Below are 11,119 nucleotides of genomic sequence, written 5' to 3'. Positions count from 1 at the left end.
TCACCTCTTCTCCGGCAGCGGCGGCAGTTCCGCGTCGTCGGGCATGCTCGGCGCGGTCCAGCCGCGCTCGTGGGCCAACTGCGCACCGCGCACCGTCTCGGGCGCCGCCGACGGACCGGCCACGGTGGACTCCAGGTCGTCGAAGAACCCGGCCAGCTGGCGCTCGGCGCCGCGGAAGTCGGTGAGCGCGGGGCCTCGGGTCGGTGCCGGTTTCTCCCCGCGCTGCAACGCCTTCACCAGGTCCAGCGCCGACTCGGGCGTCTGGTTGTCGAAGTACTCGTAGTTGACCTGCAGCACCGGGGCGAGGTCGCAGGCCGCCAGGCACTCGGCGTGCTCCAGCGTGATCGAGCCCTCCTCGCCGGGAGTGCCGGCGGTCTCGTCGTGCCCGACACCCAGGTGCTCGCTGAGCCTGCGGTAGATCGCGTCGCCGCCCAGCGCCGCGCACAGGGTGTTGGTGCACACGCTCACCAGGTGCTGACCGCACGGCTTGCGCTTGTACATCGTGTAGAAGGTCGCGACCGCGCTGACCTCCGCGGTGGACAGCGCCAGCTGCTCGGCGCAGAACCGGATTCCCGCCGGGCTGACGTACCCCTGCACCGACTGCACCAGGTGCAGCATCGGCAGCAGCGCCGACCGCGGCTCCGGGTAGCGCGCGATGATCTGCCTGGCGTCGGAGCGCACGTCCTCACCGAACACGGAGGTATCCGCGGTGTCGTGCACGTTGTGCTCATTCGTGGTGAACTCGAACTGCTCGGTCATCGATCCACCCCGCCCATCACCGGGTCGATGGAGGCCACGGACGCGATCACGTCGGCCACCAGCCCGCCCTCGCACATCGCGGGCAGCGCCTGCAGGTTCACGAAGCTGGGTTCCCGCACGTGCACCCGCATCGGCCGGGTGCCGCCGTCGGAGACCACGTGGTAGCCGAGCTCGCCGCGCGGCGACTCGACCGGCACGTACACCTGGCCGGGCGGCACGTCGAAGCCCTCGGTCACCAGCTTGAAGTGGTGGATCAGGGACTCCATCGACTGGCCCATGATCCGGCGGACGTGCTCCAGGGAGTTGCCCATGCCATCCGGGCCGATACTGAGCTTCGCGGGCCAGGCGATCTTGGCGTCCGCCACCATGTGCGGCCCGGGCTCCATCTTGTCCACGCACTGCCGGATGATCTTCAGCGACTGGTGGATCTCCTCCAGCCGCAGCAGGTACCGGGCGTAGCAGTCGGCGTCGGTGCTGGTGGGCACCTCGAACTCGAACTCCTCGTAGCCGCAGTACGGCTGGATCTTGCGCAGGTCCCAGGGCAGGCCGGTGGCGCGCAGGAGCGGCCCGGTGACGCCGAGCTGCAGGCAGCCGTCCAGCGGGAGGTAGCCGACGTCCTTGAGGCGCTGCTTCCAGATCGGCTGCCCGGTGAACAGCTTGTCGTAGTCCGGCAGCCGCTTGTCCATCACCTGGATGAAGTTGAGCACCTTCTGCCGCCAGTCCTCGGGCAGGTCCTGCGCGACCCCGCCGGGCCGGATGAACGCGTGGTTCATCCGCAGCCCGGTCAGGTATTCGAGCAGGTGCAGAACCTCCTCGCGCTCGCGGAAGCCGTAGGTCATGCCGGTGGTGGCGCCCAGCTCCATCGCGCCGGTGGCCAGGAACACCAGGTGCGAGGAGATCCGGTTGAGCTCCATCAGCATCACCCGGAACGTCTGGGCCCGCTTCGGCGCCTCGATGCCCAGCAGCTTCTCCACCGCCAGGCAGTAGGCGGCCTCGTTGTACAGCGGGGCCAGGTAGTCCATCCGCGTCACGAACGTGACGCCCTGGGTCCAGGTTCGGTACTCGGTGTTCTTCTCGATGCCGGTGTGCAGGTAGCCGATCACCGAGCGGGCCTTGGTGACGGTCTCGCCCTCCAGCTCCAGCACCAGGCGGAGTACGCCGTGCGTGGACGGGTGCTGCGGGCCGAGGTTGATGACGACCCGTTCCTCGCCGGCGGTCTCGTCGATGAACTGGTCCCAGTCGCCGCCGGTGACGGTGTAGACCGTGCCCTCGGTGGTCTCCCGGGACTCGGCATACGGGTTGCCGAAGCCCGTGGGTGTTTCCGTGGTCATCTCCAGCACCTCTCCGCGGTCCTCACGAGTACGCCCTGCGCTGGTCCGGCGGCGGGATCTCGGCGCCCTTGTACTCGACCGGGATGCCACCCAGCGGGTAGTCCTTGCGCTGCGGGTGCCCGTCCCAGTCGTCGGGCATCAGGATTCGGGTGAGCGCGGGGTGGCCGTCGTAGACGATGCCGAACATGTCCCACGCCTCGCGCTCCTGGAAGTCCGCGGTCGGGTACACCGACACCACGGAGGGCACATGGGGATCGTCGACGTCGACCGCGACCTCCAGGCGGATGCGTCTCCGGTACGTCATCGACGTCAGGTGGTAGACCGAGTGCAGCCGCTGCGGCACCTCCGGCCCGTAGTCCACGCCGGAGACCGAGCTGCACAGCTCGAAGCGCAGCGCCGGGTCGTCACGCAGCGCCCGGCAGATCTCCACCAGGTGTTCGCGGCGGACGTAGAAGGTGATCTCGCCGCGGTCGACGGTCACCTGCTGCACGGTGTCCGCCGGCAGGCCCCGGTCGTGCAGCGCGGCGAAGAGGTTGTCGGCGACCTCGTCGAACCACCCGCCGTAGGGCCGCTCGGCCGCCGTCGGCACGTAGGCGGGCAGCCGCAGGCCGCCGTAGCCGGAGGTGTCGCCCGTGCCGCGCACCCCGAACATGCCCTTGCGCGCGCGGCCGGAGACCGGCGCGCGGTGCGCCGCGCCACCCGGGGTGGCCGGCTCGAGGCCGCCGCCGGGCCGCTCGGCGCTGGAGCCCGGTGCACCGGTCACCGGGCGCTGCGCGGAATCCTTGTCTGCCAACGCCAACTCACCTACCCGCCTTGAGTTCCCGGGGGCGTTCCGGCGTGCTCTGCAGCGCCCCCAACGCCGGATCGGAGCCCATTTCGCGACGCTGCGCGGCCTGCTGCTTCTCGGCCCGGTGCCGCTGCATCCGGTTCCTGGGCGCGTACCGCTGCGAGGACGGGATCATCGGCGTCCGCTCGCCGCTCTCCAGCTTCAGCCGGGCGCGCTTGGCGTTGATCGGCTCGTCCATGATCTTGGCGTGCAGCTTGAGGATCGCGTCCAGCAGCATCTCCGGGCGCGGCGGGCACCCCGGCAGGTACATGTCCACCGGCACCACGTGGTCCACGCCCTGCACCACGGCGTAGTTGTTGAACATGCCGCCGCTGGAGGCGCAGACGCCCATCGCCAGCACCCAGCGCGGCTCGGGCATCTGGTCGTAGATCTGCCGCAGCACCGGCGCCATCTTGTTGGTCACCCGGCCGGCCACGATCATCAGGTCGGCCTGCCGGGGCGTGGCGGAGAACCGCTCCATGCCGAACCGGGCGATGTCGTAGCGGGAGCCGCCGACGGTCATCATCTCGATCGCGCAGCAGGCCAGCCCGAACGTCGCCGGCCACATCGACGTCTTCCGGGTCCAGTTGACGAGCTTCTCCACGTTGGCCAACAGGATGCCGTTCGGCAGCTGCTCCTCGAGCCCCATCTCCGGCACTCCTTCCGCGTCGCTGCGGTCCAGTTGTTCCCTAGTTCCAGTCCAGGCCGCCGCGGCGCCACACGTAGAGGTAGGCGAAGCCGACGGTGGCGATGAAGAGCACGACCTCGACCACGCCGAACAGGCCGAGGACGTCCGCGGAGACCGCGAACGGGTAGAGGAAGACCATTTCGATGTCGAACAGGATGAACAACATCGCGGTCAGGTAGTAGGCGACCGGCATCCGGCCGCCGCCGATGACCGGCTGGGGCGACGGCTCGATGCCGCACTCGTAGGCGTCGAGCTTGGCCTTGTTGTACCGGCGGGGGCCGACGAGGGGGGCGATCGCGACCGAGAAGACCGCGAACGCCAGCGCCAAGGCGAACATCAGCACCAGCGGGATGTACGGATCGAGCACTGCGCTGCCCTCCTTCGACGGCCCCCGCCGAGACGAAGCTCACGTCTGCGGCGTCAGTGCGCACTCTATGCGGTCGAGCCTATCGTCTCCGTAGTGAGGCGAACCTAACTTTATGACTTCTCACACATTGCCCGGGACATCTGACCAGATATGTGCCGTCAGGCGCTAGGGGTCAGGCGTGTAGTGGCGCTGATCACACGGTCCATTGCGTCACCACCTTTCGCGTCGTAGAGATTTGCCAACAGTTTCAACACGAATCGCATCAGGGTCGTCCTCGGTAGACCGTGCCTCGTGGCCACCCGCATCACGGTGGGATTGCCAATCAACTTGCTGAAGATGTTGCCCAGCCGGAAGTAGCCGCCGAGCGCCTGCTGCACCGCCGTCGGGTACCGGCGCAGCGCCTGCTCACGGGACAGGCCGGTCGGCCGGGCCAGCGCGTGCACCACGCAGTCCGCGGCGAGCTTGGCCGACTCCATGGCGTAGGCGATGCCCTCGCCGTTGAACGGGTTGACCATGCCGCCCGCGTCACCGACCAGCAGCAGACCGTTGCGGTAGTGCGGCACCCGGTTGAAGCCCATCGGCAGCGCCGCCCCGCCGATCCGGCCGGTGGCGTTGTCCTCGCGGAACCCCCATTCCTCCGGGGTGCCGTCCAGCCACGAGCGCAGCAGCTGGCGGTAGTCGGTCCGGCCGTAGGCCCGGGAGGTGGACAGGATGCCGAGGCCGACGTTGACGGTGCCGTCGCCCATGCCGAAGATCCAGCCGTAGCCGGGCAGCAGCCTGGGCCCGGCCGGGTCCGACCGGTCCCACAGCTCCAGGTGCGACTCCAGGTACTCGTCCTTGGTGCGGGGGCTCGTGTAGTACCGGCGCACGGCCACCCCCATCGGCCGGTCGTCGCGCTTCTCGATGCCCACCGACAACGCCAGCCGGGCCGAGACCCCGTCGCAGGCCAGCACCAGCGGCGCCCGGTAGGTCACCGGGGTCCGCTCCGGCCCTGCCTTGGCCTGCACCCCGGTGATGCGGCCGGTGCGGTCGTCGACGAGGGCGCTGGTGACGGTGGTCCGCTCCACCAGCCGGGCCCCGGCGCGCTCGGCGGTGCGGGCCAGCAGGTCGTCGAAGTCGTTACGGGGGCGGACCACGCCGTAGGGCGGGAAGTCGGCGAGGCTGGGCCAGTCCAGTTCGATGCGCACCCCGCCGCCGACGACCCGCAGGCCCCGGTTGTGCAGCCAGCCCGCCTCCTCGCGGGTGTCGATGCCCAGGTCGATGAGCTGCTTGACGCCCCTGGGGGTGATGCCGTCGCCGCAGACCTTCTCCCGCGGGAAGGTGCTCTTCTCCAGAAGCAGGACGTCCAGGCCCGCCCGGGCCAGGTACGTCGCAGCCGTCGATCCGGCCGGCCCGGCTCCGACGACGATGACGTCCGCGTCGTCGTCCGGTCGGCGGCGGCTGGTGGCGCTGGTCATGACACTCCTCGAGCTCGTGCACTGCGCGAAGCGGACCCGGCCCGGAGAACCGCCCCGGGCCCGCTTGTGAACTAGTTCACTAGCTCCGAGTCTAGGCCGCACCCACCGCTCGATCGACCCCTCGAACTCCGCCACCCGAGTGACCGTCACCCCAGGTGGCGGGCCACCCGCCGCCGACCGGGCGAACCCCGGCCCGCGCCGCCACCCCGCGCGGACCGCCCCCGACCGGCGTCCGAACCGGGTGGATCACTCCGATGAGGGGCGCCGGCACCCAGGCGCCGGGCACCCGCAGGATCGGCAGGGAGAGCAGGCGGGAGCTTCGGGATCTTGCCGTGGTGTCGAGGGCCGCAGACGTCGTCCCCCCGCCGCCGAGCCTGTGCGACCTCAGTGGACATCCGCGAGGCGAGCCCGCGGCATCCTCAGTGGACACCCGGGTGACGCGGGCCGCGCCGTGTCAGGAGGGTTTGACCGCCCGGTGCAGGGCGACGACACCGCTGGTGAGGTTGCGCCACGCCACGTCGGTCCAGCCCGACTCGGCGATCAGCTCGGCCAGCGCCCGCTGGTCCGGCCACTCCCGGATGGACTCCGCCAGGTAGACATAGGCGTCCGGGTTCGACGACACCGCGCGGGCGATCGCCGGCAGCGCCCGCATCAGGTAGTTCAGGTAGACGGTGCGAAACGGCTGCCACGTCGGCGTGGAGAACTCACACACCACCAACCGCCCGCCGGGCCGGACGACGCGCAGCATCTCCCGCAGCCCCGCCGCCGGGTCGACCAGGTTACGCAACCCGAACGAGATCGTCGCCGCGTCGAACGCCTCGTCGGCGAACGGCAACCGCAACGCGTCCGCGCCGACCATCGGCACCCCGCGGTGGCGGCCGACCCGCAACATGCCCAGCGAGAAGTCCGCCGCCACGCAGAACGCGCCGGAACGCGCGAACTCCTCGGTCGAGACACCGCTGCCCGCGGCCAGGTCGAGCACGCGCTCACCCCGCCTGGGCGCCAGCGCCCGCCGGGTCACCTCCCGCCACCTCCGGTCCTGCCCGAAGGACAGCACGGTGTTGGTCAGGTCGTAGCGACGGGCGACGCCGTCGAACATCGACGCGACCTCGCGGGGCTTCTTGTCCAAACCGGCCCGAGACACACCCGAAGCGTACGTGGCGTGCCAGGCGCACCCGCCACCAAGCCTGCCACCTCCGCGATCCGGCACCGGCGCACGGACGCTCAGGCCGCCAGCGTCTCGGGGGTGGTGACTGCTGCGTAGTGGGCCATGAGCTGTTCGCAGAGGGCCGGCCAGGTCCTGCGCGCCACCGAGGTGCGCGCTGCGGCGCCGAAGCGGGCCCGGGCGTGCGGGTCGCGCAGCTGGTCCACCGCCTCCCGCAAGGCGCTCGCGTGCTCATCGTCGTCCTGTGCCGGGAGGAGAAAGCCCGTAAGGCCGTGGGCGACGAGGTCGCGGGGACCGCCCGCGTCCGGGGCGATCACCGGGAGACCCGAGGCCATCGCCTCCTGCACCGCCTGACAGAACGTCTCGTGCGGGCCCGTGTGCACGAACACGTCCAGGCTTGCGTAGATCCGCGCCAGCTCGCCGCCCGTGCGCTGCCCGAGGAACACCGCACCGGGCAACGCCTGCTCCAGGCTCGCCCGTTCCGGGCCGTCGCCGACGACGATCAGGCGCACGTCCGGCGCGGCCGCCAGCGCGGCCAACCGCTCGATGCGCTTCTCCGGGGCCAGCCGCCCCACGTACCCCACCAGCAACTCGCCGTTCGGCGCGAGCGCGCGGCGCAGCTCCCGGTCACGGTGGCGGGGCGAGAACCGCGCCGTGTCCACCCCGCGGCCCCACCGGTGCACCCGCGGAATCCCGTGCTCACGCAGCGTCTCCACCGCCCACGTCGACGGCGCCAGCGTCCGGTCCGCGGCACCGTGCAGGCGGCGGATCCACCGCCACGCCGCCCGCGCGGTCAGGCCCAGCCCGTACGACGCGGCGAAACCGGCGACATCGGTCTGGTACACGGCGACCGTCGGCACGCCGAGCCGCCGCGCTGCGGCCAGGCCGCGCGCACCCACGACGAACGGAGACGCCAGGTGCACCACGTCCGGGCGGAACTCCTGCAGGCTGCGCAGCAGGCGGCGCGTCGGGAACCCGATCGGCAGCGACGACACCACCGGAAGCTCCACCGCGGGCAGCCGCACCACCGGGAAGCCCTCGCACACTCCGGGCCCCGCGCCCGGGGCGATCACCAGTGCCTGGTCCCCGCGGCGACGCAGGTGCTCCAGCACCCGCAGCACCGAATTGGTGACCCCGTTGATCTGCGGCAGGAAGCTCTCGGTCACGATCGCGATGCGCACGCGCAACACCGTGGCGGCCCGGACCGGCGAACAACCGTCCGGGAAATGACGCCCCCGCCAACGACGGCCGACAACCGCGCCAATTCACCCGGCGGCGCGAATTCGTGGTCCAGCCCTCCACCGGCGGTCACCTCACCGTTGCGCACCGGTCACCCTGCGCACGGACACTGGGGCGGCATGACGATCCTGCCTTCCCCGCCCGCCTTCGACCCCGCCCTGGTGTCGCGGGCGTTCGAGGTCGCCGGTCGACTTGCCAACGACGCCGCCGACGTGATCATCGCGACCGCGGGCAGAGGGGCGCACCCCGAGCCCACCGAATCGCCCTTCGACTGGGTCACCGACACCGGCCGCACCCTGGAACGCCACACCCGGCGGGTGCTCGCCGACGAGTTCCCGGGGATCCCGGTGTTCGGCGAGGAGTTCGACGCCGCGCCGGCCACGGGCGCCGAGCACCGGGCGGCCACGCCGGGCTCGGCGCGGTTCCGCTGGTCGGTCGACCCGGTGGACGGCACCGCCAACTACGCCGCCGGACTGCCGTGGTGCGCCTACAGCCTGGCCATGCTCGACGAGCACGGGCCGGTCGTCGGCGTGGTGGCCGACCCGTACCGCGCGCAGATCCACGCCGCCGCGCGCGGCCGCGGCATGCGCGCCAACGGGCGGCCCGTGCGGCTGTCCGAGCAGCGCGAGACCCGAGCGGGGATCGTGTGCACCGAGCTGACCAAGAACGGCCCGTGGCGGGGCATGGACCGGTTCATCAGCAACGCGGCGAGCGCCCAGGTGGGTGTCCGGCTGCTCGGGTCGCCCGCGCTGGCCATCACGCAGGTCGCGCTCGGGCACGCGGTGGCCGCGGTGCTGGACTCCTACCAGGAGTGGGACGTGGCCGGGGCGCTGTTGCTGGCGACCGAGTCGGGGGCGACCGTGTTGGACCGCTGCGGTCGGCCCGCCGCCCTGCCGCCGGACGGACTGCTGGTCGCCGCCCCCGGCGCCGCCACCGAGGTGCACGACTGGTGGCGTCAGGCCACCACCGGGTGCTAGGCCGCGCGTTGCAGGGCGCGGGCCGGTGCCGAGCCCGGTTCCGGGCCGAAGACCGCCGACATCGGGCGCAACAGCGGGAACTGCTCCCGCAGCACGGTCACCTGCTCGTGCACCCTGCTCAGGTCCGGGTCGGCGACCAACTGCACGACCACCTCGAGCACGTGGTCGGTCACCATGCCGAACCGGGCAGCGGCGTCGTCCAACTGGCCCTGTAGCCGCCGCAGGACGGCCTCGTCCCGGGAACTCCCGACGGCCACGCCCCGGCCCACCTCGGCCAGCGCCCGAACGTTCGGCAACTCCGCGTCCATGCGCCGCACGACCGTCTGCAACCCGTGCCTGGCCTGCTCGGAGGACACCGCCTCGACCGCCCGCGCCGCCCGGTACACGGCCTGCTCGCAGCGCTGGACGTCGTGCCACCACTGGTCGGGCACCTGCGCCGGAACGGGCTGGGCAGCCGGCGATGGGGGTGCGGTTCGTCGACTCCTGGTGCTGATGACGGCCGACATGACCCCCGCTCCGCTGGCGCCCGCCACGAAGGCCACCAGCACGTGCACCCAGATTCCGTCCATGTCCGGTTGTGTCCTTCCAACTCGGCCGAGGTGGCCGCCCGAGCCCGCTGCAGCGCCGGTGGGCACCGATCCGACGACCTCGGCCGGACCGGAGTTCCGCGCGTCCTCCAGATCACTCTGCGCCTGCCGACGGGCGCAGGTCTTGGGGGAAAGTACTTATTTGCGATCAGGCACCGGCCCGGACCAGGTGCTGCAGGTCGGCGAGGACGAAGACCAGCCCGCCGGTGTGCGCACCGTCGCGGCCGCCCGGCCGGGCGAAGTCGGCGAACTCCGCGGGGTTCGGGCGCGGCAACCGCGCCACCGAGAACACCTCGTCCAGCGCGGCGCTGACCTCGTCGCGCACCACCGCGGGATCCACCCCGCAGCCCGCGTCGGCCAGCCTGGCCTCGACCGGGTGCGGCACGAACAGCTCGCCGGTCAACGGCCACACCCGCTGCAGTCCGGCGGTCATCCGGGGAGCCGTGCCGCCGGCCGGGTCGCCGAAACGGATGACCCACTGGGCGGCGTGGTCACGGTGCGCAGCCAGGGACGGCAGCGACCGCGCCGCCAGCGTCGCCAGCACCGCATCCCGGCTGTGGACCAGGCGCTCGAACACCGCCCGGCGCCAGGTGCTGAACAGCAGCAGGCGCGCGATGGTGGCCGGGAAGTCACCGCCTGGCCCCGGCCCGCAGTCGATCTCCACGAGCCGCACGTTGCGGAACTCCTCGGCGTTGCGGAAGTAGGCCAGCCGGTCCTCGTCGCGGCCCGCGCCCTCGACCTCACCGGCCCGGTGCAGCAGGGTCCGCGCCTGCGCCAGCAGGTCCAGTGCGATGCCGCCGAGCGCGGCGGACTCCTCCAGCTCCGGCGTCCGCAGACCCCACTCGGTCAGCCGGTGCGCGAGGAGCAGCGCGTCGTCGCCCAGCATCAGGCAGTACTGCGCGAGGTCCGAAGTGGTCACCCCGGCCGGCACCGAGCGATCCACAGTAGACGCCAAGGGGGCGCCGAGCACCCACTGCTGCGCATCCGCTGCGCTGGAGCGCGCTTCCGGGAGGTTCATGGCGACCTCGCAGACCGGGGCGGGCGGCCAGGGTCGGCCACGTCAGCCGTGCGACTGGGACCGCCGCCCCTCGGCGGGGTTTCCAGTGTCACACCATCCGGCAGCGGAAGGGAAGTCGGACTTCAGTGGGCGCGAGGCCGGCGCAGAAAGTAGTACACCGGCAGCAGCACGGCCCACACCACGGCCAGCAGGCTGGCCACCGGCAGTAGCGAGAGCACCGCGGTGCGTCCGGCCACCCGCACCAGGTCCGGGTTCCGCGAGTCGTACTCCACCCGAACCAGCTGGCCGGGCTGCAGGTCGGCCGGGTACAGGATGCCGTTCGGCGGGATGTACACGCGGCCCTCGTCGGTGTTGAAGCGCACCACCGTGCGGATCAGCGAGGTGTCGACCACCTCGGCCACCGCCCGACCCCGGGACTCCTCGATCGTCCGGTCGTCGATGAAGCAGGCCAGCACGATGGACAGGCCCATCACGGTCACCAGCACGCCCAGCGCCAGCACCGCGCGGGCGGCGCGCACTCGACCACGGGACGGTAGGGCAACCGGCCGGTCACCTTCCGTGTCGGATTTGGTCACCGAGTCGGCCGCGTCGTCCCGAACCGCGTCGCTCGCCACGGTGACCGATTGTAGGCATCGGGCCATCGCGACCCCGCAGCCCTTCGGTGCCGTCCACCGCTCGGCGAAAGCCGCATACCCTCCAGGAGTG

Annotated in this window: 12 protein-coding genes; 1 reads left to right on the top strand and 11 read right to left on the bottom strand. The window is 71.8% G+C overall.

The features are described from left to right. The 8 genes from nuoE to IEY17_RS16395 form a co-directional block, all read right to left on the bottom strand. Positions 1-759 carry an NADH-quinone oxidoreductase subunit NuoE gene (nuoE, locus tag IEY17_RS16430; RefSeq protein WP_188988643.1) on the bottom strand — a complete coding sequence of 253 codons (759 nt, stop codon included), beginning with the start codon at positions 757-759 and terminating at the stop codon, positions 1-3. Then, positions 756-2,090 carry an NADH-quinone oxidoreductase subunit D gene (locus IEY17_RS16425; protein WP_188988641.1) on the bottom strand — a complete coding sequence of 445 codons (1,335 nt, stop codon included), beginning with the start codon at positions 2,088-2,090 and terminating at the stop codon, positions 756-758. The genes nuoE and IEY17_RS16425 overlap by 4 nt, the downstream gene beginning before the upstream one ends. A gap of 22 nt (positions 2,091-2,112) precedes the next feature. Continuing rightward, positions 2,113-2,883, bottom strand: a complete 771-nt coding sequence (locus IEY17_RS16420; RefSeq protein WP_188988639.1) for an NADH-quinone oxidoreductase subunit C — start codon at positions 2,881-2,883, stop codon at positions 2,113-2,115. Positions 2,884-2,890: 7 nt separating this feature from the next. Next, positions 2,891-3,565: a NuoB/complex I 20 kDa subunit family protein gene (locus IEY17_RS16415; RefSeq protein ID WP_188988637.1), complete on the bottom strand. Its 675-nt coding sequence runs from the start codon at positions 3,563-3,565 to the stop codon at positions 2,891-2,893. A gap of 40 nt (positions 3,566-3,605) precedes the next feature. Then, positions 3,606-3,971 carry an NADH-quinone oxidoreductase subunit A gene (locus tag IEY17_RS16410; RefSeq protein ID WP_188988636.1) on the bottom strand — a complete coding sequence of 122 codons (366 nt, stop codon included), beginning with the start codon at positions 3,969-3,971 and terminating at the stop codon, positions 3,606-3,608. Between the two features lie 158 nt (positions 3,972-4,129). Beyond that, a complete protein-coding gene (locus IEY17_RS16405; RefSeq protein WP_188988634.1) occupies positions 4,130-5,428 on the bottom strand; it encodes a geranylgeranyl reductase family protein in 1,299 nt (432 codons plus the stop codon). Between the two features lie 454 nt (positions 5,429-5,882). Continuing rightward, entirely contained in the window at positions 5,883-6,572 is a 690-nt protein-coding gene (locus IEY17_RS16400; RefSeq protein ID WP_188988632.1) for a demethylmenaquinone methyltransferase, read from the bottom strand. Between the two features lie 80 nt (positions 6,573-6,652). Continuing rightward, complete coding sequence (locus tag IEY17_RS16395; protein WP_229680225.1) at positions 6,653-7,774, bottom strand: glycosyltransferase family 4 protein; 1,122 nt, start codon at positions 7,772-7,774, stop codon at positions 6,653-6,655. 177 nt (positions 7,775-7,951) lie between these two features. On the opposite strand from IEY17_RS16395, the gene IEY17_RS16390 reads away from it, so the two are divergent. Continuing rightward, positions 7,952-8,809 (top strand): inositol monophosphatase family protein, encoded by an 858-nt coding sequence (locus IEY17_RS16390; protein WP_188988628.1) that lies wholly within the window; start codon positions 7,952-7,954, stop codon positions 8,807-8,809. On the opposite strand, the gene IEY17_RS16385 is transcribed toward IEY17_RS16390, so the two are convergent. From IEY17_RS16385 to IEY17_RS16375, 3 genes are all read right to left on the bottom strand, one after another. Continuing rightward, positions 8,806-9,378 carry a hypothetical protein gene (locus IEY17_RS16385; RefSeq protein ID WP_188988626.1) on the bottom strand — a complete coding sequence of 191 codons (573 nt, stop codon included), beginning with the start codon at positions 9,376-9,378 and terminating at the stop codon, positions 8,806-8,808. The genes IEY17_RS16390 and IEY17_RS16385 overlap by 4 nt on opposite strands. Positions 9,379-9,544: 166 nt before the next feature. Next, positions 9,545-10,414, bottom strand: coding sequence for a 1,2-phenylacetyl-CoA epoxidase subunit PaaC (gene paaC, locus IEY17_RS16380; RefSeq protein WP_188988624.1), 870 nt, complete (start codon positions 10,412-10,414; stop codon positions 9,545-9,547). Positions 10,415-10,536: 122 nt separating this feature from the next. Beyond that, positions 10,537-11,028, bottom strand: a complete 492-nt coding sequence (locus tag IEY17_RS16375; RefSeq protein ID WP_229680224.1) for a DUF3592 domain-containing protein — start codon at positions 11,026-11,028, stop codon at positions 10,537-10,539. Positions 11,029-11,119: the final 91 nt, after the last annotated feature.

This window comes from Saccharopolyspora thermophila (assembly GCF_014646075.1).
Taxonomy (GTDB): Bacteria; Actinomycetota; Actinomycetes; order Mycobacteriales; family Pseudonocardiaceae; genus Saccharopolyspora; species Saccharopolyspora thermophila.
Note: the sequence above shows the minus strand (reverse complement) of the source record. Positions and strands in the feature narration are given on the sequence as shown.